At 60.4% G+C, this 24,246-nt stretch carries 24 protein-coding genes; 16 read left to right on the plus strand and 8 right to left on the minus strand.

Going from position 1 to position 24,246, the window contains the following annotated elements; translation table 11 throughout:
• Positions 1-4: 4 nt before the first annotated feature.
• Together grpE and hrcA are read right to left on the minus strand one after the other, a co-directional pair.
• Complete coding sequence (gene grpE / locus QZ329_RS00610; protein ID WP_295747239.1) at positions 5-595, minus strand: nucleotide exchange factor GrpE; 591 nt, start codon at positions 593-595, stop codon at positions 5-7.
• The gene (gene hrcA / locus QZ329_RS00615; protein ID WP_295747241.1) at positions 592-1,635 is read right to left on the minus strand and encodes a heat-inducible transcriptional repressor HrcA; all 1,044 of its coding nucleotides are present in this window, start codon (positions 1,633-1,635) and stop codon (positions 592-594) included. Before hrcA ends, grpE begins: the two co-directional genes overlap by 4 nt.
• 106 nt (positions 1,636-1,741) lie before the next feature.
• Here hrcA and QZ329_RS00620 point away from each other — a divergent pair, with 106 nt between their 5' ends.
• The 3 genes from QZ329_RS00620 to QZ329_RS00630 all read left to right on the plus strand — a co-directional run bounded on the left by QZ329_RS00620 (position 1,742) and on the right by QZ329_RS00630 (position 3,286).
• Positions 1,742-2,140, plus strand: coding sequence for a hypothetical protein (locus tag QZ329_RS00620; RefSeq protein WP_295747243.1), 399 nt, complete (start codon positions 1,742-1,744; stop codon positions 2,138-2,140).
• Positions 2,141-2,153: 13 nt separating this feature from the next.
• Positions 2,154-2,807, plus strand: a complete 654-nt coding sequence (locus QZ329_RS00625) for a Crp/Fnr family transcriptional regulator (RefSeq protein WP_295747245.1) — start codon at positions 2,154-2,156, stop codon at positions 2,805-2,807.
• Positions 2,808-2,869: 62 nt separating this feature from the next.
• Complete coding sequence (locus tag QZ329_RS00630) at positions 2,870-3,286, plus strand: PaaI family thioesterase (protein WP_295747247.1); 417 nt, start codon at positions 2,870-2,872, stop codon at positions 3,284-3,286.
• Positions 3,287-3,545: 259 nt separating this feature from the next.
• Here the strand turns inward: QZ329_RS00630 and QZ329_RS00635 are convergent, their stop codons facing one another.
• Entirely contained in the window at positions 3,546-4,358 is an 813-nt protein-coding gene (locus tag QZ329_RS00635; protein ID WP_295747249.1) for a hypothetical protein, read from the minus strand.
• A 513-nt stretch (positions 4,359-4,871) separates the two neighbouring features.
• Entirely contained in the window at positions 4,872-5,063 is a 192-nt protein-coding gene (locus QZ329_RS00640) for a DUF951 domain-containing protein (RefSeq protein ID WP_295747251.1), read from the minus strand.
• 89 nt (positions 5,064-5,152) lie between these two features.
• Here QZ329_RS00640 and QZ329_RS00645 point away from each other — a divergent pair, with 89 nt between their 5' ends.
• Positions 5,153-6,085 (plus strand): S1 RNA-binding domain-containing protein, encoded by a 933-nt coding sequence (locus tag QZ329_RS00645; protein ID WP_295747254.1) that lies wholly within the window; start codon positions 5,153-5,155, stop codon positions 6,083-6,085.
• On the opposite strand, the gene QZ329_RS00650 is transcribed toward QZ329_RS00645, so the two are convergent.
• Both QZ329_RS00650 and QZ329_RS00655 read right to left on the minus strand, forming a co-directional pair.
• A complete protein-coding gene (locus tag QZ329_RS00650; RefSeq protein ID WP_295747256.1) occupies positions 6,066-7,334 on the minus strand; it encodes a replication-associated recombination protein A in 1,269 nt (422 codons plus the stop codon). The two genes, QZ329_RS00645 and QZ329_RS00650, sit on opposite strands and share 20 nt — an antisense overlap.
• Before the next feature lie 20 nt (positions 7,335-7,354).
• Positions 7,355-7,666, minus strand: coding sequence for a hypothetical protein (locus tag QZ329_RS00655; protein WP_295747258.1), 312 nt, complete (start codon positions 7,664-7,666; stop codon positions 7,355-7,357).
• Between the two features lie 225 nt (positions 7,667-7,891).
• Here QZ329_RS00655 and galE point away from each other — a divergent pair, with 225 nt between their 5' ends.
• From galE to QZ329_RS00710, 11 genes are all read left to right on the plus strand, one after another.
• Complete coding sequence (gene galE / locus QZ329_RS00660; RefSeq protein WP_295747260.1) at positions 7,892-8,911, plus strand: UDP-glucose 4-epimerase GalE; 1,020 nt, start codon at positions 7,892-7,894, stop codon at positions 8,909-8,911.
• A gap of 21 nt (positions 8,912-8,932) precedes the next feature.
• A complete protein-coding gene (locus QZ329_RS00665; RefSeq protein WP_295747262.1) occupies positions 8,933-9,853 on the plus strand; it encodes a sugar phosphate nucleotidyltransferase in 921 nt (306 codons plus the stop codon).
• 3 nt (positions 9,854-9,856) lie between these two features.
• Complete coding sequence (locus tag QZ329_RS00670; protein ID WP_295747264.1) at positions 9,857-10,969, plus strand: aminoglycoside phosphotransferase family protein; 1,113 nt, start codon at positions 9,857-9,859, stop codon at positions 10,967-10,969.
• Positions 10,966-11,823: a PocR ligand-binding domain-containing protein gene (locus QZ329_RS00675; protein ID WP_295747266.1), complete on the plus strand. Its 858-nt coding sequence runs from the start codon at positions 10,966-10,968 to the stop codon at positions 11,821-11,823. The genes QZ329_RS00670 and QZ329_RS00675 overlap by 4 nt, the downstream gene beginning before the upstream one ends.
• 185 nt (positions 11,824-12,008) lie before the next feature.
• Positions 12,009-13,319 (plus strand): extracellular solute-binding protein, encoded by a 1,311-nt coding sequence (locus tag QZ329_RS00680; RefSeq protein ID WP_295747268.1) that lies wholly within the window; start codon positions 12,009-12,011, stop codon positions 13,317-13,319.
• Positions 13,320-13,476: 157 nt separating this feature from the next.
• Entirely contained in the window at positions 13,477-14,433 is a 957-nt protein-coding gene (locus QZ329_RS00685; protein WP_295747270.1) for a sugar ABC transporter permease, read from the plus strand.
• Positions 14,433-15,293, plus strand: coding sequence for a carbohydrate ABC transporter permease (locus QZ329_RS00690; protein WP_295747272.1), 861 nt, complete (start codon positions 14,433-14,435; stop codon positions 15,291-15,293). The genes QZ329_RS00685 and QZ329_RS00690 overlap by 1 nt, the downstream gene beginning before the upstream one ends.
• Positions 15,294-15,473: 180 nt before the next feature.
• On the plus strand, positions 15,474-16,226 hold the full coding sequence (gene nagB, locus QZ329_RS00695; protein WP_295747274.1) for a glucosamine-6-phosphate deaminase: 753 nt from the start codon (positions 15,474-15,476) through the stop codon (positions 16,224-16,226).
• A complete protein-coding gene (gene nagA, locus QZ329_RS00700; protein WP_295747276.1) occupies positions 16,217-17,344 on the plus strand; it encodes an N-acetylglucosamine-6-phosphate deacetylase in 1,128 nt (375 codons plus the stop codon). Before nagB ends, nagA begins: the two co-directional genes overlap by 10 nt.
• Positions 17,345-17,567: 223 nt before the next feature.
• Positions 17,568-18,746 carry a sn-glycerol-3-phosphate ABC transporter ATP-binding protein UgpC gene (ugpC, locus tag QZ329_RS00705; RefSeq protein ID WP_295747278.1) on the plus strand — a complete coding sequence of 393 codons (1,179 nt, stop codon included), beginning with the start codon at positions 17,568-17,570 and terminating at the stop codon, positions 18,744-18,746.
• Positions 18,747-18,879: 133 nt separating this feature from the next.
• Positions 18,880-19,296: a rhodanese-like domain-containing protein gene (locus QZ329_RS00710; protein WP_295747280.1), complete on the plus strand. Its 417-nt coding sequence runs from the start codon at positions 18,880-18,882 to the stop codon at positions 19,294-19,296.
• Between the two features lie 153 nt (positions 19,297-19,449).
• Here the strand turns inward: QZ329_RS00710 and QZ329_RS00715 are convergent, their stop codons facing one another.
• The gene (locus QZ329_RS00715; RefSeq protein WP_295747282.1) at positions 19,450-20,904 is read right to left on the minus strand and encodes a sodium:solute symporter family protein; all 1,455 of its coding nucleotides are present in this window, start codon (positions 20,902-20,904) and stop codon (positions 19,450-19,452) included.
• Between the two features lie 173 nt (positions 20,905-21,077).
• Positions 21,078-22,061 carry a LacI family DNA-binding transcriptional regulator gene (locus tag QZ329_RS00720; protein ID WP_295747284.1) on the minus strand — a complete coding sequence of 328 codons (984 nt, stop codon included), beginning with the start codon at positions 22,059-22,061 and terminating at the stop codon, positions 21,078-21,080.
• Positions 22,062-22,305: 244 nt separating this feature from the next.
• Here QZ329_RS00720 and QZ329_RS00725 point away from each other — a divergent pair, with 244 nt between their 5' ends.
• A complete protein-coding gene (locus QZ329_RS00725) occupies positions 22,306-24,192 on the plus strand; it encodes a PTS transporter subunit IIBCA (RefSeq protein WP_295747345.1) in 1,887 nt (628 codons plus the stop codon).
• Positions 24,193-24,246: the final 54 nt, after the last annotated feature.

Genomic DNA, 24,246 nt, shown 5'->3' on the forward strand with positions numbered 1-24,246 from the left:
CCGCTCAATTCGCCACCTGCACCACCGCGTGCCGGATCACCTTGTCACCCAGCAGAAAGCCCGCCTGGAAGACCTGAGCCACCGTATTTTCCCCAAGGCTCTCGTCGTCCACGTGCATCACCGCCTCATGCCGGTCCGGGTCAAAGGGCTGGCCTTGGGCCTCGATCTCCGTGACGCCCAGCTTTTTCAAAAGCTCCTTGTACTGGGTGAAGATCATCTCCAGGCCCTTCTTGTGGGGATCATCCTCCCCTCCGGGGGCGGCGGCGGCCCGCTCCAGATTGTCGTACACCGCCAAAAATTCCCGTATGGTGTCCGCCTTGGCGTCCTGATAGAGGGTTTCCTTCTCCTTGGCCGTGCGCTTGCGGTAGTTGTCATACTCGGCGGCAAGGCGGGCAAATTGGTCCTTCGTGGTCTCCAGCTGCTTCACCGCCAGCTCCATCTGCTCCACCTGTTCCCGGGTAAAGGTAACGCCCTTCTCCTTCTTCTTCCGGCTCTTGGCCGCCTGTCCGGCGGCTTCCTCCGCCTGAGGAGCCTCCTGGGGCTGCTCCGTCCCGGGCGTCTCCTCCTCCAGGGGCCGCTTGTTCTCCTCGCTCATGTCTGCTCCTCCTTCGGGGGTAATTCCTGTTTTCCAAACAATCTTGACAGCCCCTCGGCGAAGCCGGAGAGCCGGGCGGCCACCGCCGCGTAATCCATTCGCGTGGGACCCACCACGCCGATGAGGCCCCGCATATTGTCCCCTATGTCATAACTGGCCACTACCACGCTGGCGTCCCGCAAAGCCTCCTTCACGTTCTCCGGCCCGATGAGAATCTCCATGGACCGGCGCTCCGGCATGGGAAGCTCCTCCTTGCTGTCGGCCAGGAAGCTCATCAGCTCGTGGGCCTTGTCGGCGTCCCGGAATTCCGGCAGCTTTAAAAGCCGGTTCGCTCCGGCGGTGACAATTTCCCGCTGCCCCGCCTCCTCCAGAACGTCCTCCGCGTAGGAGACCGCCTGAGACAGCAGCAAAAACAGCTGGGGGCTTGTTTGATCCGCCAGGCCCATCAGCCGCTGGCTCATTTCGCCGGGGGCGGCGCCTGTAAAGTGACCGTTCAGCAGATTGGCCGCCGCAGGCAGCTGCTCCGCCTCCACCTTCAGCTGCATGCGCAGCAGCTGGCTCTTCACACGGTTGTCGCTGGTCATGATGACCAGAATGCAGTTCCGCTCGTCCACCGGCAGCAGCTCAAAGCGGCGGGCGGTCACGCCGGTCCTCCGGGCGGCGGCGGCGTAGGCGGGATAGCGCATCAGGGCGGACACCGCCCGGCCCGCCTGGGCCAGCAGCCGGTTCAGCTCCTCCATCTTCAATTGGAGGGACTGGTTGATCCGCTCCGTCTCCGCCAAAGAAAGACGCTGTTCTTCCATCAGCTCGTTGACGTACAGCCGGTAACCCTTGGGGGAGGGCATCCGGCCGGCGGAGGTATGGGGCTGCTCCAGATATCCCTGCTCCGTCAGGTCCGCCAGTTCGTTGCGGATGGTGGCGGAGCTGACGCTGCCGCCCATCTCGGAGGCGATGGCCTTGGACCCCACCGGCTCGGCGGTACGGATGTAATCCTCCACCACTACCTTCAGTATCTGCCGTTTTCGGTCCGAGAGTTCCACAGTAACCTCCACCCCTCCCCCTTCCGGCGGAGGGCTTTTTCAACGCTTTAGCACTCCTTTTCCCAGAGTGCTAAAGCGAGTTTACCACCGGAGTCTTTTCTTGTCAATGGATGGATATAAACAAATTGTAAACAAACGAAGACGGATTTTTAAACACTGTCCTTTCCAGGAAAACACCGGCGCCGCCGTTTCTTTCCAGCCCTGCCGCCAGGCAAAAAAACGCGCTTTCCAGGCGCAAATTTTGTTTTCCGCTGTAGATTTTTCCGGGGCGGTATGCTATGCTCTTTTTAACGGCTCTCCTGAACGCGGCTCCCTCCCGCCCTCCGCCCCGCCTCCAGGGAACACGCATCGGAAGGAGGGGGAAGACGCCGCCCGCCTGCGCGGCGCTAAAAGACCAGCAAAAAGCACCGAAAGTTTGTTACGGAAAACCGAAAGTAAAAAAATATCCTTTACATTTGTGGGGTGGACTGCTATCATATATCTGTTGCGTGGGATAGACAACTGAAAGGGATGAACACATGCTTAGTGAGCAGGAGCTGGAAAAAAGCCCTCTTTTTCACGACATCAGCTATCAGGATTACCGGGAAATTCTGTCTTGTTTTCAAGCGATTCCACGGTCTTTTCGCGCCGACGAGCTGATTTATGACTTCTCGACGGACGCCGTCGGCGTGGTAGAGCGGGGACAGGCGTCCCTGATCCGCATCGACGAGGAGGGCGTGGCCACCGTTTTGGAGGATCTGGGCGCCGGAGGCGTTTTCGGCAAGACCCTGGCCTTCGCCGGCTCCACGGGAGACAGCCTGGAGGTCATCTGCCGCCACCCCTGCGACGTGGTATTCATCGACTACGCCCATATTCTCAGCCGCTGCGGCCACGCCTGCCACCGGCACAGCATCCTGGTTCAGAATATGCTGAAGCTGATGGCGGATAAGGCGCAGGCCCTCTCCTGCCGGGTGGATGTACTCTCCCGCCGCTCCATCCGGGAAAAGCTGCTGTGCTATTTCCGTCAGCTCTCCCAACAGTCGGGAAGCTCTACATTTACCATTCCCTTCTCCCTCAGCGTACTGGCGGACTATATCGCCACCGACCGCAGCGCCATGATGCGGGAGCTGAAGCGTCTCCGCGAGGAGGGCTGCATTCACTCCGACGGACGGCAGTTCACCCTCCGGCCGTAGCCGGCGGGGCGGATTTGCTGCATACCGCCCGCCGGAGAGCACAGAGGAAAGGACGCCCCGCCATGGACTATGAACAGCTTCGCACCTACCGCAACGATAAAAATCCCTATGGAAAGCGCCTGGGAATTTACGTGGAGGAGCTTCGTCCCGGATATGCCCGGGCGGTCAAAACCCTAACCGAGGAGGACCTGAATCCCGTTCAGGTTCCCCACGGCGGCGTTTACTTCTCCCTGGCGGACACCGCCTGCGGCTCCGCCATGGTGGCCCATGGAACCATGGCGGTCACTATCAACTGCTCTTTCAGCTTCCTGCGCAGCGCCAAAACGGGCGACCGCCTGACGGCGGAGGCTACGGAAATTCAGAGCGGCAAAAGCGTCTGCGTGCTGGAGGCCCGGGTCACAGGAGAGCGGGGCGAGCTCTTTGCCGTGGGAACCTTCACTTTCCGGCGGCTGGATAAGCCGTTCGAGCTGAACTGGTAAGTCAAAGCCTCCAGCTGAGCCGGAGGCTTTCGTCAGCCCTGAAAGGGCATACTATGCACAACGCCCCTCAAGGGGCTTCGAAAGGTCTGCCGGGGACCTGAGCGCCTTCTCTCAATTCATCGTCCATGGCGGCCTGTCCCCGGTACGCCTCTTGTGATTTGCGCAGCCGGTTCAGACAGGGAGCTCCGCCTTTCCATGCGGCACATGATAGACCGCGCCCTAGACATACCGCACCGCCGCTCCGGGGATGCTCCGCCAATTAAATAAAGTACTTCAAGAACAGCCAGCAAAGGCCCGCGCACAGCGCCGTGCACAGCACGCTAATCACCAGAGGCACTTTTTGTTTGGCCCCTCTCTTCTTGCTCACAACCGACATGATCAGTCCGATCAGGCACAGCACCAGGCCCGCAGGCGGCATGAAGATACCGACGACCGCGCCGATGCCGGAGAGGACAGCCCCCAGGATACCCACGCTCTCGTTGCTCTCCGCCTTAATCAGTTCATCCACGCCCGGGTTTTCCGCCGCCACCCGCTGGCTGAGCGCCGTCATAAAACGCTCCAGGGCCGCGCACTCTTCCCGCTGCAAAATGTTGACGGGATACCAGCGGTTTTTCCGCAGATTCTCCGCGTCCACCGTCAGCTCCGTGATCACATGCCCCTGCTTGTCGCCCAGCCAGAGCTCCAGACGCTCTGTCGCGCCGTTCTTTTCCTTGGTCTTCACCGTCACCTTGCCCAGGTTTTCCGGGGTGAGAACCACCGGCCTGCCCGCTTGAACTTGGCGAGTCTTTTTGTCGATGCCCAGGGGGAACACCCACAGCGTCTCCCCCTGAAAGGACAGGGCGTAACGGTGGTAAGTAATCCGGACCCGGCGGCCGTAGGACTCCCGCTCCTCCCAATGGGCATAAACCGTCGGAACGGTTCCGTCCAGCTGCTGCGCCGCAGCCCTCCGGACGCTCTCACGGTCCTCGCCGCTCTCTGCGGCTTTCCGATTTTTGCTCTTTTTCACGAAGACATTATAGAGCACTGCGCCGATGATCGCGATCCAAAAAACAATCGATACCCAATTTCCCATGACAATTTCTCCTTTTTGTTTCGTTTCTGATTTCGTGTTCCCGCATCTTGCTGCGGGGAATCACCTTGTGCTGAGGCTCCGCGCCAATGGGAGACGGCCCTTTGACCCGGCATAGGAACTTCCTCCCACTATAACTAACGCTGCAAGAGGCCGGATTCTCACATGATTTTTCAAATTCTTTGAGACTTTCTTCCGGGGCCTTACCCGGACCATGAATCCTCTGTTAATTTTGCGGAGCCCGTTGCGTCAGATCAGAGTCCATGCTACAATCAGATCGTTCTGTTTTCATGATGGAACGGCGGCCCGTCAAGAAGCGGGAACGCCATGGAAACCGTCAAACGGGGCGATGAGCCGAAAGATGCCGTTGAATGGGAAAAACACTTGAAAAAAGCAGCTGTCGTTGACAGCCGCTTTTTCACGTTCACCCAATATAGGGCAGAATCATCGACGCCAGCAGGGCCACCACCAGCACCACCGCCAGCAGCAGCGCCACCGCCCGCTTCAGCTTTTGATTCATGTAGTCTCCTCCTTCGTCAATATCCTTCGGACGCTCTTTTCCGCCTTGCTTCGGGGAAGCATCAGCTCATGCCCGCAGCCCAGGCAGCGAAGCTTGATGTCCATGCCCACCCGAAGAATTTCCCACTGGCTGCTGCCGCAGGGGTGCGGCTTTTTCAGCTCTACACGGTCGTGAAGTTGCAGGTCCATCCTGTCCTCCTGTCAATCATTTTGGTTTGCCGCATATATTGGCATATCAAAGTCAAAGCCGCCCCGCGGCAGATAGGATGCGATCAATCATGCCGGAAAACAAACTCTATCCTCCGGAGGGTCTTCGCCCTCCTGTTCCCTTCACCCTTGAACACCTGCGGGAAGCTGTGGAAACCGGGGCCATTCTGGAGGCTCCTGTTCAGCGCTGCGGCGTGGATCACACGCTCCATCTGAACCTCAGCGGCGTTCAGGGCCGCATTCCCCGGGAAGAGGCCGTCGCCCCCTGGATCAGCGGCGCGGACCGGGACATCGCCGTCCTCTCCCGCGTCGGAAAGCCCACCTGCTTCACCGTCACCGCCCTGAAGGCCGACGAAAAAGGGGCGCCGGTGGCCCTCCTCTCCCGCCGGGCCGCCCAGGAGACCGCCATGACCCATTTCATGGAGCGTCTGGAGCCGGGAACCATCCTCACCGGCCGGGTGACCCGGCTGGAGAGCTTCGGCGCGTTCGTGGATGTGGGCTGCGGCATTGTGGCCATGCTGCCCATCGAGCACATCTCCGTCTCCCGTATCTCCCATCCCCGGGAACGCTTTCAGGAGGGACAGAAAATCCTGACGGCGGTGTGGGCGGTGGACCGTGAGTCCCGGCGAATCACCCTCACCCACCGGGAGCTGCTGGGCACCTGGATGGAAAATGCCAGCCGCTTCCGCCCCGGCGAGACGGTAAAGGGCGTGGTGCGGACCGTGAAGGAGTACGGCAGCTTCATCGAGCTGGCCCCCAACCTCTCCGGACTGGCGGACGCCAAAGAGCGCCTGTCCCCCGGAGACAGCGTGTCCGTGTACATCAAGAGTATCCGCCCGGAGCGGATGAAAGTCAAGCTCCAGGTCATTGAAAAGCTGCCTCCGGCCCCGCCGGAGCCCATCCGCTACCAAATCACCGACGGGAAGCTGGACCGCTGGGTCTACTCTCCGCCGGGCTATGAGAAGACGCCGGTGGAGACGGTCTTCACAGCTCCCGCCCCTTGATCTTCTCCCAGTAGGCTTTCGCCGCCTGCTCCGTCTTGTTCTCCCCCCACTCATAGTATTTCACGCCCCGCAGCGCGTCGGGAAGATACTGCTGTTCCACCCAGTGGCCGGGGAAGAGATGCGGGTAAAGATAGTGCTGCTGGTTGTCGAAGCCGGTGGTGTCGGCGTGGACGTTCTGGAGCTGCCGGGGCATGTCCCCGGTGCGGCCCGCCCGGACGTCCGCCCGGGCCCTGCCGATGCCCTCCACCACGCTGTTGGACTTGGGCGCGGTGGCCAGCAGCACCGCCGCCTGGGCCAGGGGCAGCTGCGCCTCCGGAAGGCCCAGCTGCATCGCCGTGTCCACGCAGGCCTTCACAATCGCCACAGCCTGGGGATAGGCCATCCCCACATCCTCGCTGGCGGAACAGAGGAGGCGGCGGCAGGGGGTCACCAAGTCCCCCGCCTCCAGGAAGCGGGCCAAATAGTGGAGGGCGGCGTCCGGGTCGCTGCCCCGGAGGGATTTCATCAGCGCGGAGGCGATGTCATACATGGCGTCGCCTCCCTTGTCATAGCGCATGGCGCTACGCTGGGAGACCTGGGCGGCGTCCTCCCTGGAGATGAAGAGCGCGCCCTTTTTCGGCTGGGCGGCATGGCTGAGGAGCTCCACAGCGTTGACCGCCTTGCGTACATCCCCGCCGCAGGCGGTGGCGATCTGGAGGGGCAGACCCTCCTCCCACGTCAGCGGCAGGGGAGAGCGCTCTTTTTCAATGTTCAGCGCCCGGAGGACGGCGGGCTCCGCCTCCTCCGGCGCCACGGCCTTGAACTCGAAAACCGTGCTCCGGCTGAGCAGGGCGCTGTAAACGTAAAAGTAGGGATTTTCCGTAGTGGAAGCGATGAGGGTCAGCTTGCCGTTCTCCATAAATTCCAGGAGGCTCTGCTGCTGCTTTTTATTAAAATATTGAATCTCATCCAGGTACAGCAGCACTCCGCCGGGGGCCAGCAGCGTGCCCACGTCGGCGATGATATCCTTGATGTCCTGGAGAGAGGCGGTGGTGGCATTGAGACGGTAGAGGGTCTTGTGAGTCCGCTGGGCCACGATGTTGGCGATGGTGGTCTTGCCGGTGCCGGAGGGACCGTAGAAAACCATATTGGCCTCGGTTTCGCTCTCGATCAGGCGGCGGAGCACCGCACCGGGGGCCAGAAGGTGCCGCTGTCCAACCACTTCGTCCAATGTCTGGGGGCGGATCTCGTCCGCCAGGGGGCGCTGCATAGCGGTCCCTCCTTTTTCTTTCATGGGAAGGGATTATACCACACCTCGAGCAAAGTTTCCAGCGGGCGGCGGGAAAATTCTTTCGTCAAAACGACGAGAAGGGCGGCTGTCTCTCTGACAGCCTGGGAAGCGGCATCCCACCCTCCCAACAGGAGGTATTTTCTCCCGCCGTTCTCCACAACGGCATCCCGGAGACCCCCGTCGCCGTACCGGATATATTCGATCTTGTACCGCCCGGTCAGGCTTCGTCTCAATGTGACGCCGCCCCCCCATTTTATGGCTTTCACTGTAATCCTCATCGTTCGCACCCTCTCCGTTTGTTTTTCATTCATAATATCATGGCCCCTCTTCCCTGGCAAAGGCCGTTCCTCTGTTTCCCCTCTGGACAAACCCCGGGCTTTTTAGTATAATAAGCTCAAAATTCGGACGATTTTTCTAATAATTGGGACTATCCTCTCTTCCCATTTTCCCCTAAGCGGCCTACAATAAGGCCAGATGAATCTTGAAAATATTTCACCAAAGCGGTCAATTTTCATAATTTGAAAGGAGCGGTTTTTATGTCCATTCTTGTTTGCGGCGGCGCGGGCTATATCGGCAGCCACACCTGCGTGGAGCTCGTCCAGGCGGGCTACGACATCCTTGTGACGGACAACCTCTACAATTCCAGCGAGGAGGCCATCCGCCGGGTAGAGCAGATCGTGGGAAAGAAGATTCCCTTCATCAAGGCGGAGCTGTGCGACCAGGAGCAGGTGGACGCCCTCTTCGCCCAGCACCCGGACATCGACTCCGTCATCCACTTCGCCGGGCTCAAGGCCGTGGGTGAAAGCGTCGCCAAGCCCCTGGAGTACTATTCCAACAACCTCATCAGCACCCTCTACCTCCTCCAGGCCATGCGGAAGCATGGGGTGAAGAACTTTGTCTTCTCCTCCTCCGCCACGGTCTACGGCGACCCCGCCACCGTGCCCATCCGGGAGGACTTCCCCACCGGCGGCACCACGAACCCCTACGGCACCTCCAAGCTCTTCCAGGAGAAGATGCTCATGGACATCTGCGCCGCGGACCCCACGCTGAACGTGGCCCTGCTCCGTTATTTCAACCCCATCGGGGCCCATGAGAGCGGCCTCATCGGCGAGGACCCCAACGGCATCCCCAACAACCTGGTGCCCTATATCGCGAAGGTCGCCGTGGGCCAGCTGGAGAAGGTCCACGTCTACGGAAACGACTACGACACCCCCGACGGCACCGGCGTGCGGGATTATATCCATGTCGTCGACCTGGCCAAGGGCCATGTGGCGGCGCTGAAAAAGCTGGAGACCAAGTGCGGCCTTTTCATCTGCAACCTGGGCACCGGCAACGGCTACAGCGTGCTGGACGTGCTTCACGCCTATGAGAAAGCCTGCGGCCACGCGCTGCCCCATGTGATCGACCCCCGCCGCCCCGGCGACATCGCCCAGTGCTACGCCGACCCCGCCAAAGCTCGGGAGGAGCTGGGCTGGGAAGCGGAGCTTGGCATCGAGGAGATGTGCGCTTCCTCCTGGAAGTGGCAGTCCATGAACCCCAACGGCTATAAAGGATAAGAAGGAAACGGGAGAGAGGAAATGAAAAAACCTGTTCTGGTCATCATGGCCGCCGGCATGGGCAGCCGGTACGGCGGCCTCAAGCAGCTGGACCCCGTGGGAAACCACGGACAGCTCATCATTGATTACTCCATCTATGACGCCCGCCGGGCGGGCTTCGAAACCGTGGTCTTCGTCATCAAGCCCGAAATCGAGGAGGACTTCAAGCGCTGCATCGGCGATCGGGTATCCAAGTCCATGGACGTTCGCTACGTCTACCAGCTGAAGGAGGACCTGCCGGAGGGCTACGCCGTTCCGGCGGAGCGGCAGAAGCCCTGGGGCACCGCTCACGCCGCCCTGGCGGCCCGGTCCGTGGTGGCCGGTCCCTTCGCCGTCATCAACGCCGACGACTATTACGGCCCCGAGGCATTCCGGGAGATTTACGGCTATCTCTCCTCCCACGAGGACGGGGACCTCTATGAGTACGTCATGGTGGGTTACCTGCTGAAAAACACCGTCACAGAAAACGGCACCGTGGCCCGGGGCGTATGTGAGGAGACCGCGGACAACTTCCTCACCCGGGTCACCGAGCGGACCAAGATCGAGAAGGGCGAGCCCCCCCGCTTCACCGAGGACGGCGGGCAGACCTGGACGGAGCTGCCGGGAGACACCATCGTCTCCATGAACATGTGGGGCTTCACCCGGAGCTTCCTGGACGAGGCGTGGAAGCGCTTCCCCGCCTTCCTGGACAAGGCCCTGACGGAGAATCCCGCCAAGGCGGAGTACTTCCTCCCCAGCGTGGTCAGCCAGCTCATCGACGAAGGCAAGGCCCGGGTCAAGGTGCTGCGGAGCGAGGACAAGTGGTATGGCGTCACCTACCGGGAGGACAAGCCCACGGTGGTAAACGCCATCGCCGGGAAAACAAAATCCGGCCTCTACCCGGACCGGCTGTGGGAGGTGTGAGCGATGGCGCAGGCTGAACAGACCCTGCAGGAGGCATTGGCCGCCTTCGACTTCGGGGCCCCCGTGGTGGGCGCTCTGCGCTATGGGCAGGGGCACATCAACGACACCTTCGTGGTCCACACCCAGCCGGAGGACCTCTGCTGCCGCCGCTTCATTCTCCAGCGGATGAGCGCCGCCGCCTTCAAGCATCCCGAGGAGCTGATGGAAAACATCATCGGCGTCACCGAGTATCTGGGCCGCGAGATCGAGAAGCACGGCGGTGACCGGGACCGGGAGGCCATGCGGGTTCTCCGCCCCCGGAACGGCCAGCCCTATTTTACCGACAGCGCCGGAGGCGCCTGGCGGGTCTATCCCTTTGTGGAGCGCACCATCTGCTATCAAGCGGCGGAGTCGGCGGAGCTGTTTGCCGCCTCGGGCCGGGCCTTCGGCCGCTTCCAGCGGCTGCTGGGGGACTATCCGGCGGCCACGCTCCACGAAACCATCCCCAATTTCCACAATACGGAGGACCGGCTGGCCAAGTTCAAGGCCGCCCTGGCAGAGGACCCTCTGGGCCGGGCCAAGGACTGCGGGCCGGAGATTCAATTCGTGCTGGACCGGGAGGCGGACTGCTCCGTCGCCCTGGACGCCATGCGGGAGGGAAAACTTCCCCTCCGGGTCACCCACAACGACACCAAGCTGAACAACGTGCTGATGGACGAGGAAACCCACGAGGGCGTCTGCATCATCGATCTGGACACCGTCATGCCCGGTCTGGTTCTCTACGACTTCGGCGACTCCATCCGCTTCGGCGCCAACCACTGCGCCGAGGATGAAACGGACCTTTCCGCGGTCCATCTGGACGTGGACCTCTTCGCCGTGTACACCGCCGCCTTTTTAGAAGGCGTGGGGGGCACGCTGTCCAATACAGAAATCGAATACCTTCCCTGGGGCGCCAAGCTGATGACTCTGGAGTGCGGCATCCGCTTTTTGACGGACTACATCGTGGGCGACCAATACTTCCATATCAGCCGGGAACGCCACAACCTGGACCGCTGCCGCACCCAGTTCAAGCTGGTGCGGGATATGGAGGAATGCTGGAGCGAGCTGGAAGCCATTGTAAAGCAATATCAGAAATGAACATTCTATTTGATGAAGAGGGGCTGCGCAAGCTCATCGCCAACCTCAACATCCTCACCGGCCTGCCCGCCAACATTCTGGACCCGGAGGGCCGGGACATCAACCTGTTCCGGGGGCATCCGCCCTTCTGCCGGATGCTCAACGATCTTCCCGAGGGACACGAGCGCTGCGTCGCCTGCGACCGATGCAAAATTCAGCACTACCATGTGGAAAAAGGGTTCCAGTTCTACCGCTGTCACGCCGGCATCTGCGAGGCCATCATGCCTCTCTTCGACAAGAAACAGCCGCTGGCCTACCTGGCCTTCGGCTGCTTTCTGGATGACTCCCCCATAGAGGAACAGTGGGAGAAGAGCCGCCCCCTGCTGGACTGGTATCCCGGTGGGGCCGACGTCCTGCGCCCCGCCTTTTTCCAGTTCCGGCAGTACTCCGATAAGGAGCTCCTTGCCTACGCCGAAACCCTGGAGGCCTTGTCCGCCTACATCCAGCTCAAGGGCATGATCCTGACGGCGGAACAGACCGACCTTCAGAAGCTGGAGCTGTATCTGAACCAGCACTATATGGAAAAGCTGTCCCTGGAATCCATCTCCCAGGAGCTGCACATCGGCCGGACCAAGCTCTGCTCCCTGGCGAAGGAGCTCTCCGGCGGCCACACCCTCTCCTATCTGATCACCCAGCGGCGCATCAGCGCCGCCAAGCGTCTGCTGCTGCAAAGCAGCCTTCCCATTTCCACCATCGGGGAGTCCGTGGGCGTCAGCGACTACAACTATTTTTCAAAGGTCTTCCGCTCCGTCACCGGCATGACGCCCAGCACATTCCGGAAAAACGGGCGGGGCGCGGCGGTCAAGCATCATTAATCGGTTGCGAAATCGTACGAATTTTCATAATTCGTACGATTTTTCTATAAACCGAACGCACGTCCCTATTATTTACAAAATCTACAAGTATAATGAAGATATGAGGGTTGCGTTTGTGGATTTTTTCCGCTTGCTCCCTCACATGTGTATTTCGCACATGAAATTTTGTATAGAGGAGAATGACGATGAAAAAGTTTCTTGCCGCGCTGCTCGCTCTTGTAATGGTTCTGTCCCTGGCCGCCTGCGGCGGCGGCAGCGATTCCACCGGCGGCAGCGGTGACAGCGGCACGCCCCCTCCCGCCTCCAGTGACGCCGGCGACTCCGGAAGCTCCGGAGGCTCCAGCGAGAAGATCGACATCAATGTGATCGCCGCTCAGTACGGCCAGAACACCGGCGACTGGTGGGCCAAGTTCCAGGAGGACTTCAACAAAGAGCATGAGGACATCAACCTCACCGTGGAGGTCGTCTCCTGGAACGACATCTACACCGTGGTCAACACCCGCATCTCCGGCAACGCCGCTCCCGACATCCTGAATATCGACGTGTTCGCCGATTATCAGGCCGACGATCTGCTCCTCCCCGCTGAGGACTACGTCTCCGCCGAGACCTACGCCAAGATGTATCCCGCCTTCCTGGAGCAGTCCGTGGTGGACGGCACCGTGTGGGCCGTGCCCGATCTGGCCTCCGCCCGCGCCATGTACTACAACGTGGACATTCTGGAAGCCGCCGGCGTGGAAGTTCCCACCACCTGGGACGAGCTGAAGGCCGCCTGCGAGAAGATCAAGGCCTATGACTCCAGCATCTATCCCTGGGGCATCGACATGACCACCGACGAAGGCCAGGCCGCCTTTGCCTATTACATCTGGAACAACGGCGGCGACTTCACCGACGCCGACGGCAACTGGACCCTGAACAGCGCCGAGAACGTCGAGGCCATTGAGTACGCCATCGATCTGGTCAACTCCGGCTACACCAATACCGATCCCGCCAACGAGACCCGCTACACCCTGCAGGACCTGTTCGGCGCGGGCAAGCTGGCCATGATGATCGGCCCCAACAGCATCCCCACTTACATCGCCGAGGGCGGCAGCACCATCAACTACGCCTTCGCCGCCATCCCCACCAACGGCGGCAACGCCTCCGTCTCCGCCGGCGTCATGGACCGCTTCATGTGCTTCGACAATGGCCACTCCCCCGAGAAGCTGGAAGCCATCAAGACCTTCTTCGATTATTTCTATGAGGATGCCCGGTACTCCGATTGGGTGCTGATGGAGGGCTTCCTCCCCGCCACCTCCGCCGGCGGCGAGATCGTGGCCTCTTCCGATCCCAGCATGGCGCCTTGGGTTGAGATCGTGGGCAGCTGCAAGTTCTATCCCACCGCCAAGGCCGAATGGGCCGACGTGAAGCAGGGCGTGATCAATGTGGAGCAGCAGGCTCTCATGGGCGGCAACGTTCAGGAGCTGCTGGACGAGTTGCAGGCTGAGATTGCCGGCTAAACACGACAGAAGCAACGCACACAAAAGCTGCGGGGCCGGGCCGACACGGTCCGGCCCCGCAGGTTTTCTTCCAGCCGTTTTCTAAGCGCGGCGTTCCCGCCGGGTTTTGAAAGCGGCCGGAAGACGCCAAACCGACGACTATTAGGGAGGTGTCCCCGTGAGTACGAAAACCCCTGCCGCCCCCATGAAGAAGGCCCCCTCCGAACCGGAACGGACTCTCCGCTCCTCCGGAAGCAGAAAGCTCTTCCGCAGGATTGAGCCCTATATCTGGATCGCGCCCAGCGTTATCCTGATGGCGGTTTTCATCCTGACGCCCATCCTCTCCGTCTTCCAGATGTCCATGAACGACGTGAGCAAGGCGGGTAAGCTCAAGGGCTTCAACAACTTCGCAAACTTCACCAAGGTCCTGAACAGCTCCGCCTTCGGCCTGGTGCTGAAAAACACCATCATCTGGACCATCGCCGTGGTGGTAATCTCCACCGTGCTGGGCTTCATCCTGGCCCTGGTGCTGAACAACAACTTCAAGGGCCGGAAAATAGCCCGGGCCATTGTGGTCTTCCCCTGGGCCACCACGCTGGTTATTCAGGCCAGCGCCTGGAACTTCATCATCAACACCGATTACGGAACGTTGAATACACTCCTTATAAAACTGGGCATTATTAAGACAGCGGTGAACTGGACCCCCTCGCCAGAGATTTATTTCGCCTGGGAGATTGCCTGCGGCATCTTCGTCACCATTCCCTTTGTCACCTTCTGTGTTCTCTCCGGCCTTCAAAGCATCGACTCCACCTATTACGAAGCCGCCACCGTCGACGGGGCAAACTACTGGCAGAAGCTCTTCAGCCTCACCCTGCCGCTGGTGAAATCCTCTTTGACGGTGAGCACCGTCCTCAACATCATTTACGTCTTCAATTCCTTCCCCATTATCTGGACCATGACCAAGGGCGACCCCGCCAACCACACGGACACCCTGGTCACGTACCTCTATAAGCTGGCCTTCTACAACAGCAAGCAGGGCGAAGCGGCGGCGGTCTCCGTCATCGGCTTTCTCATCCTTCTGGTCTGCGCCAGCGCGTATATGATCTACACCCTTCGGAAAGGAGATGACAACTGATGAACGGCACGGCTGTGAAAAAACCGGTCTCTGTGAAAAAGGTGATCCTGCGGGTCCTGCTCTATTTCGTTGTGCTGGACGTCTGCGTCATCACGCTCTATCCCTATTTCGCCATGCTCTGCACCGCGCTGAAAAGCCGGGCGGAGATCTTCTCCGTAAACGGCACCATCCTTCCGGTGACGGCGCTGTGGTCCAACTTCATCGACATCTGGAGCCGGGCGCCTATGGCCAGGTATCTTCTGAACTCCATTCTCATCGCCGGCGGCTCCACCGTCATCGCCATGCTCTGCGGCATTCCCGCCGCCTATGCCCTGGCCCGCATGAAGTTCAAGGGGCAGACCGCCTTTCTGGGGTTTGTCATCGTCTCGCAGATGTTCGCCCCCGTGGTGCTGCTGATCGGCATTTACAAGGTCATGATGACCCTGGGCCTGACGGACAGCATCCTGGGCCTGATCTTTATCAACGCGGCGTTCAATCAGGCCTTCACCGTCTGGCTGCTGCGGGGCACCTTTATGGGCATCTCCGCGGAGATGGAGCAGGCCGCCACCATTGACGGCTGCACCCGCATTCAGTCCATGATGAAGGTCCTGCTTCCTGTGGCCGCCCCCGGAATCGTCACCACGCTGATCTTCATCTTCATCAACGCCTGGAATGAATACACGGTCGCCCTGTGCCTGATTTCCACGGATACCTACCGGCCCCTGACGGTTGGCATCAACACCTTCAACGGCTACAATATGATTGAGTGGCAGTACCTCTTCGCCGCCTCCATCTTCGCCATCATTCCTGTGGTTATCCTCTTCATGTGCATCGAGAAGAATCTGGTCAGCGGCCTCGCTTCCGGAGGCGTCAAGGGCTGACGCATCCTTTCCAAGCGCGCAATTCCCCCGGCCGGCACAGCGCGGCGGCGCTTTGTCCCCAATTTTTATAAAAAAACATCCCTTAGCCGCTTCCCCTTGCTTTGAAAATCTGGTATAATTCCCTTGTCAGAAGCAGCAGCAACCATCCCCCTTTGGAATCAGGAAAGGAGAAATGCCATTATGAGAATCTATCTGGAGAAAGACTACGACGCCATGAGCCGCCGTATGGCTCAGATCATTGCTGCGGAAATCGTTCACAATCCTGCCTGCGTTCTGGGTCTGGCCACCGGCTCCACTCCCGAGGGCGCTTACAAGTATCTGGTGGGTTGGCATCAAAAGGGCTTCCTCAGCTTCAAGGACGTGCTCTCCGTCAATCTGGACGAGTACGTAGGACTGGCCCCCACCCATGACCAGAGCTATCGCTATTTCATGCAGAGCAATCTCTTTGACCATGTGGACATCGTCCCCGAGAACACCCGGGTGCCCGACGGTCTGACCAAGGACCCCCAGTCCTTCTGCTCTGAGTATGACGCCTATATCCGTTCCCTGGGCTACGTGGACCTCCAGCTCCTGGGCATCGGCCGCAACGGCCACATCGGCTTCAACGAGCCCGGCGACTGCTTCGTTAAGGAGACCCACGTGGTGGACCTGACGGAGAACACCATCGACGCCAACGCCCGCTTCTTCGCCACCCGGGACGACGTGCCCAGGCAGGCCATCAGCATGGGCATTGGGGCCATCATGGGGGCCAAGAAGGTGCTTCTGGCCGCCAGCGGCGCGGAGAAGGCCGACGCCATCCTGGGCGCCGTCTGCGGAGCCATCACGCCCCGCTGCCCCGGTTCCGTTCTCCAGCTTCATCCCCATGTGGCGGTCGTCGTAGACGAGGCCGCCGGAAGCAAGCTGAAAGCCGCCGGGGTGCCCGTATGCGAATAACGGGCGGTCAGGTCTTTGACCTGGAACAGGGCTTTACCGCCCGGGAGGTCTGCACCGACGGTCCTCTGATTTCCGCCGCCAGCGGCGACGAAACCGTTTTGGACGCCTCCGGCTGCTGGGTCATTCCCGGCCTGGTGGACGTGCATTTCCACGGCGCGGTGGGCGAGGATTTCAGCGACGCCACGGCGGAGGGCCTGCAAAAAATCGCGGACTACGAACTGTCTCAGGGCGTCACCTATATCTGCCCGGCGGGTATGACCCTGCCGGAGGACCAGCTGACCGCCATCTGCAAAACCACCGCCGCCCACCGGAAGCAGAACTCCGGCGGCGCGGAGGTGGTGGGGGCGCACCTGGAGGGTCCCTTCCTCTGCGAGGCCAAAAAGGGCGCGCAGAACGGCGCCTTCCTCCACGCCCCTGACGCGCCCATGCTGAGACGCCTCCAGGAGGCGGCGGAAGGCTGCGTGAAGCTGGTCACCCTGGCTCCCGAGCAGTCCGGCTCCGTGGAGTTCATCCAGGCGGCCAAGGAGCTGGGGGTGCATGTCTCCGTGGGCCATACCGTGGCCAATTACGAGACGGCCAAGGCCGCCTTTGATGCGGGGGCCGACCACGCCACCCACCTGTATAACGCCATGCCGCCCCTGGCTCACCGGGACCCCGGCGTCATCGGCGCGGCCTATGAGGTTCCCACGGTCAAGCCGGAGCTGATCTGCGACGGCATTCACATTCATCCTTCCGTGGTGCGCCTTACCTTCGGCCTTTTCGGAAAGGAGCGGATGATCCTCGTTTCCGACTCTCTTCGGGCCACGGGCATGCCCGACGGCGAATATCCCTTCGGCGGGCAGATGATCGAGGTTCACGGCAACCGGGCTACTATCCTGCACCATCCTGAAACCCTGGCGGGCTCCGTCACCAGCCTGATGGGCTGCCTGCGCCAGGCCATCAACTTCGGCATCCCGGCGGCGGATGCGGTGCGGGCCTGCACCTACAACCCCGCCCAGTCCATCGGCATCGAGGACCGGACCGGGACCCTGGATACAGGCAAGGAGGCCAGCATCGTTCTCCTGGACCAAAAGGACCTGTCCATCCGGAAGATCATTTTCAAGGGGAAGGCTGTCTGATTCCCCGCTCTCAACGATGGAACCGGCGGATTTCTCCGCCTTTCCATAAATCAACGGGCCGGTGGGCTACTCCATTCCCATAGCCCCCGGTACCAAACAAAAAGGAGGAACCCCCCGCGGACTTGCGGTGCGGCAGTGTGGAGACCTGCCGTAATGTCCCAGGGAACACGCTTCCCGGGGCGAGGCGGAGACGGCGGAGGCCGCTTCGTCAAAGTCAAACGCTATGGCTACTCTGAACCTGAAGCGCATCAAGAAGATCTACCCCCACAGCGGCGACCAGAAGAAGGCCAAGAAAAAGAAGGATGATACTGAGAAGAAGGTCAACCTTCAGGTAACGGAACAGGGCGTTGTGGCGGTCCAGGAGTTCAATCTGGACATCGCCGACAAGGAGTTCATTGTTCTGGTTGGTCCTTCCGGCTGCGGCAAGTCCACCACGCTGCGCATGGTGGCCGGTCTGGAGGAGATCAGCGAGGGCGAGCTGTACATCGACGGCCAGCTCATGAACGACGTGGAGCCCAAAAACCGGGACATCGCCATGGTCTTCCAGAGCTACGCCCTCTACCCCCACATGACGGTGTATGAGAACATGGCCTTCCCCCTGAAGCTCCGCAAAACCCCCAAGGAGGAGATCGACCGCCGTGTCAAGGAGGCGGCCGAAATCCTGGACATCACCCAGTACCTGGACCGGAAGCCCAAGGCTCTGTCCGGCGGCCAGCGCCAGCGCGTGGCCATCGGCCGTGCCATCGTCCGGGAGCCCAAGGTGCTGCTGATGGACGAACCCCTCTCCAACCTGGACGCCAAGCTCCGCAACCAGATGCGCGCCGAGATCATCAAGCTCCGGCAGAAGATCAACACCACCTTCATGTACGTCACCCATGACCAGACTGAGGCCATGACCCTGGGCGACCGGATTGTCATCATGAAGGACGGCTTCATCCAGCAGATCGGCACGCCGCAGCAGGTCTTTGACCATCCGGCCAACCTCTTCGTGGCGGGCTTCATCGGCACGCCGCAGATGAACTTCTTCGACGCGAAGCTTCTGAAGGAGGACGGCAAGTACAGCGTGTCTGTGGGCGGCATCAAGGTGGAGCTGGCCGACGCCAAGCAGAAGGCTCTGGCGGCCAAGAACGTGGGCTCCCAGGCCATTACCCTGGGCGTTCGCCCCAGCCACATCACCCTGGGCGACGGCCCGAACACCTTGACGGCTACGGTAGACGTCAGCGAGATGATGGGCAGTGAGGTTCACCTCCATGCCAACGCTGAGGGCCGGGACGTGGTGGTCATTGTCCCCACTCTGGACCTCTCCAGCGTCAGCTTTGCCCCTGGCACGCCGATTCATCTCACCTTTGATGGCGGCGTCTGCCACCTCTTCGACAGTGCGGGCAAAAACCTGGAATTCTAAGCGTCCCCGCACACCAAAAGCCGGTACGGATTCTATCCGTACCGGCTTTTTCCGCAAAAAGGTTGATTTTCCGGGGAATTTCCTGTAAACTATTCGTCAGTTTCCCGAATTTTACACTCACAGGAGGCGCTTTATGAGACAGCTCTTTCTTCTGGCCGCCGTTATCTGCTTTGGTATGGCCATCCTTAAATTTTACTCCGCCCGGATGAACCGCTCTAGTTCCACCGGAACTCAAGCCGCCAGCAAGCCTTGGGCCACCCTCACCGCCGAAGAGGCCAAGGAACGGCTGGACGCCAACGAAGACACAATTCTTCTGGATGTGCGCACGCAGGAGGAATACGACGGCGGACATATCCCCGGCGCCGTCTGCCTGCCCAACGAGGACATCCAGCCGGACATCCCCCTCCCTTTTGAAAAGGACACGGAAATTCTGGTTTATTGCCGCTCCGGCCGCCGCAGCGCCGAGGCGGCGGAGAAGCTCGCCTCTATGGGCTATACCCATGTCTCCGACTTCGGCGGCATTCAAGACTGGCCCTACGAAACCGAGTAAATTCCGTACCGGCATAGGGGAAAACCGGGAAACAGGACCGTTACACAGCGCATTTATCATGGGGGCCGGCGCAGCTTGATCTGCGCCGGCCTTCATGCAATTTAGATTTCAAGCCTATCCGGCTGTCCTTTTTCCGTCCTCAGCGGCCTGGAATCAGTCCTCCTCATAGGCCAGTTCCGTGGTCTGCTCCTTGGGCGGGAACAGCTTGGAGAATACCAGGAAGAACACCAGTCCCGCCACAAGGCCGGGAATAATGGGCTGGCTGATCTTCATGCCGAAGAGATAGCCGCCGGAGAATTTCTCCATATACACCACCACGATGGACCCGGAGATCAAAGAGGCGATGGTGCCGCCCAGAGAAGAGCCCTTCCAATAGTGGCCCAGCACATAGGGGAAGAACGCGCCCGCAGCCCGGAGGGTAAAGCAGAACATCAGAATATCCACGATGCTGGAGGTATTGAACAGGGCGATGAACATGGCGGCCACGCCCACAAGGGCCATGACGCCCTGGGTCATGCGCATGACCTGATCGCTGGTGGCGTCGGGCTTCAGCACCGCGTGATAGATATCGTTGGCGAAAATCGACCCCGCGCCCAGCAGATCGGAATCGGAAGAGGACATCGTGGCGGAAATAATGCCCGCAAACAGGAAGCCGCAGATCACGGCGGGCATGACCTCCATCGCCAGTATGGGCAGCGCGTACCGGGCGCCCACGGAGGCGAAGTCGTCCGCGCTGAACCGGCCCATGTTCATCAGGGCCAGGGTGATGATACCCAGCACGGCGGGAATGAAGGCATAGATAAAATTCACAATGGCGGCCAGGATGGAGCCCTGCCGGGCGGCCTTGCCGTCCCGGGCGGCGTAGTAGCGGGAGACGGCCTCCTGACCCACCGTAAAGGTGGCCACATACATAACCGTCAGGGAAATCACCGCCAGGGGATCATAGCCCTTGAACATGTCAAAGGTCTCCGGGGGCACATTGGCCACCACGTTGCCCCAGCCGCCGGCCTGATTCAGGGCGAAGGGCACGGCGATAATCATGCCGATTACGATCAGGAAGACCTGGATAAAGTCCGTAAGCGTCACGGACCACAGGCCGCCCATAATGGAGTAGGCGGTAACCACAACCGCCACGATGACCACGGCCAGCTTATAGCTGATGCCCAGCATGGTGGAGAGGATGACGGAGGACGCGATGAACTGCCCCGCCGTCAGGCCAATCAAAGGCAGCAGCATGATGATGGCCGTGATGATGCCCGCGCTCTTGCCATAGCGGCGGCGGAAATACTCCGGCACAGTCTTCACCGTGGCCGCCCGGAACTTCGGGGCCAGGAAGGTCAGGATCACAAAGGCGAAACCCATGGTGATGATATACCACGCGGAGGAAATGCCGTGGCTCTGCATGCCCTGCTGAACCACGCCCAGGGAACTGCCGCCGCCGATTTCCGTGGCGGCCAGCGTTCCAGCCATCAAAAGGGGACCCAAGCGCCGTCCGGCTACCATGAAGTCTGTGTTGGAGGTGATCTTTTTCGAGGAATACCAGCCGATAAGGAGCATTACCAGCAAGTAAACTACCACGATCGCCGTAACAATTGGATTGAATTTCATATTTTTCTCCTCACATCTAACAGTTTTCTTTTTGCGGAAAGCTGTGGAACTGCACACACCATCTCCTTTCTCCCTCAGGGCTATTGTGCCTATTGTACAGAATTTTTTCCAAAATGTAAAGAGTCTGTTAATAATTTTTTCTTCCGGCGAAGAACCGCCGGGAACGATCGCTTTTACAGGGTGGACGCGTGCTCCACAATCGTATACCCCAGCTTGATCTCCTTCGCCGGGGTATCCGGGTTTTCCAGCCGCTCCAGCAGCAGAGAAGCGGCATTGGCCCCGCTCTCCTCATAGAAATACCGAATCGTCGTAATGGTGGGCGTGGTGACCTCACAGAGGCTGGACGCGCCATGCCCGGTCAGCCGCACCTGTCCCGGCACTTGGATGCCCTGACTCTTCAAGTATTGCAGGGCCCCCACCGCCATGTTGTCCGTGGCGCAGACCAGGGCGTCCAGAGGGCCGTAAACCTCCCACAGCTCCCGGGCCTTCTCCCTCCCGGAGCCCATGGTGAAGTCCGCGACCACGGTATGGTCCGCCTGGTCCGCCAGACCGGCCTCCCGCAGCACATCCTGGTAGGCCCGGCTCCGTTCCTGTCCCACGGCCTTGTCCTGGGGCAGCGCGCCGATATAGCCCAGGCGGCGGCAGCCCTTATTCAGCACCAGCCTTGTGATGTCGCAAAAGGCATGGTAGTCGTCGTGATAAACGCAGGACGCCCCTGCCAGATGCTGGCCCACAATCACAATGGGCACCCGGCTTTTTTTCACGGCGGACAGATGCCCCGGCGTGAACACAGTTCCAATCAGAATCACGCCGTCCACCCGCTGGTCATCGAAAAGGTCCAGATATTTCAGCTCCATTTCCGGGCTGTTATGGGTATCCGCCAGCAGAATCTGAAACCCCTTGGGCTCCAGAACGGAATCCACGCCGGACACCACGCTGCCAATGGAAAAGGAGTCGATCTTGGGCAGAATGACCCCGATGGTTTTGGTCTTTCTGGTGCGCAGAATCTGGGCCTGCACCAGGGGACGGTATCCCGTCTCCTGGATCACCTTGCGGATGGCCTCCCGCTTCTCCTCGGAGAGATATCCCTGATTTAAATAGCGGGACACGGCGGAGGGCGAGACCCCCGCCATTTTCGCGATTTCCGAAATATTCATAAGCCGCCCCCGGTCGTTTTGAAATCCATTTCATAGTATACCACAAACTTCCGCCGCCGCCAACGCTTTTCCATGGAATATCGTATGAAATTGATTTCAGTACTTTGCATAAAGAATCCATCCAAACTTTAGCCGGGCTGTCAATTTACATTTTGAATATCCAGGCTTATAATCAAGGCATCAAGTGAAATTGATTTCAGAACAGGGTAACCAATTCACAACATGGGAGGAAACGGCTATGGCAATGGATTACGCAAAATGCGCCCGGGAGATTTTCAGCCTCCTCGGCGGGCGGGAGAACCTGGTCAGCGCGGCCCACTGCGCCACCCGGCTGCGGCTGGTGACGGTGGACAACGGAAAGATCGACATGAAGGCCCTGGAGAATGTGGACGGTGTAAAGGGCGTTTTCAGCTCCAACGGACAGCTCCAGCTGATTCTGGGCACCGGCACCGTCAACAAGGTCTACGACGAGTTCCTGAAAGTCTCCGGTCTGACGGCCGCCACCAAGGAAGAGGTGAAGGCCGCCGCCGCCGCAAAGCAGCCCCTCTTCAAGCGGGCCATCAAATGCCTGGGGGATATCTTCGTCCCCATCATCCCCGCCATTGTGGCCTCCGGCTTCCTGATGGGCATCATGGAGGCCCTGAACTTCATGGTCAACAATGGCTTTTTGAACATCGACACCACCGGCTCCATCTATGTGTTCGCCAATCTCTTCGCCAACACTGCGTATGTGTTCCTGCCCATCCTGATCGCGTACAGCGCCGCGAAGGCCTTCGGCGGAAACCCCTATCTCGGGGCGGTCATCGGCATGCTGATGATTCACCCGGACCTGCAAAACGCCTGGACCGTGGCAACGGAGGGCGTCCTGCGGACGCAGAGCGTCTGGTTCGGTCTCTACGAGGTAAATCTGGTGGGCTACCAGGGCAGCGTCATCCCGGTGATCATCGCCGTGTGGGTCATGTGCTTCATTGAAAAGCGCCTCCATAAGGTGGTCCCCGCCATGTTCGACCTCTTTGTCACGCCCCTGGTCAGCGTTTTTGCCACCGGCTACCTGACCTACTCCATCATCGGCCCCATCTTCTCCACAGTGGAACACGGCATCATCGGCGGCATCCAGACCCTGCTGGCCCTTCCCTTCGGCATTGGCAGCCTGATTATGGGCGGACTCTACTCCACCACCGTCGTGGCGGGTATTCACCACATGTATACGGTCATTGACGTGGGTCAGCTCTCCCAGTTCGGTTTGACCTACTGGCTTCCCCTGGCCTCCGCCGCCAACATGGCCCAGGGCGCGGCCGCCCTGGCAGTGGCCCTGAAAACGAAAAACGGCAAGCTGAAGTCCATGGCTCTGCCCGCCTCCCTCTCCTGCTTCATGGGCATTACGGAGCCCGCCATCTTCGGCGTGAACCTGCGGCATTTCAAGCCCTTCGTCTGCGGCGCCGTGGGAGGGGCCGCGGGAGCCATGTACGCCTCCCTGGTGGGCCTTGGGGCCAGCGGCACCGGCGTGACCGGCCTGTTCGGCCTGCTGCTCTGCCTCCACAGCCCGATTCATTACATCATCATGGCAGCGGTTTCCATTGCCGTGGCCTTTGCCCTGACCTGGATGTTCGGCTATAAGGACGCCGCCCCGGCCTCTACCGAACCCGCCAAGGCGGACGCGTCCCTTCCCGCCGTGGACTGCCAGCCCGGCACGGTCTATGCTCCCGTTTCCGGCACGGTCATTCCCTCCGAGGAGATTCCCGACGAGACCTTTGCCGCCGGGGTCCTGGGCCGGGGCGTGGGCATCCAGCCCGGCGAGGGCGTGATCGCCGCCCCCTTCGACGGCGAGATTTCGACGGTCGCCGACACCAAGCACGCGGTGGGCCTCTCCTCCCCCGACGGCATGGAACTTTTAATCCACGTGGGCGTGGACACGGTGGCCATGAACGGCGACGGTTTCACTGCCCTGGTGCAAGAGGGGCAGAAGGTCAAGGCGGGGGACCGGCTTCTGACCTTCGACCGGGCCAAGATCGCCGCTGCGGGACATCCCGACGTGGTGGTGGTGCTGGTGACCAACTCCGACGACTATGCGGAGCTGGCCATTCAGACCGGAAGCTGCAAGGCGATGGACTCGGTGATTCAGGTAAAATAAATACGCGCCCACTCCCGCGCCCGCCCTCCGGCGGACGCGGGCGGGGCTGTTCCA

This window comes from uncultured Oscillibacter sp. (genome assembly GCF_910579365.1).
GTDB lineage: Bacteria > Bacillota > Clostridia > Oscillospirales > Oscillospiraceae > Oscillibacter.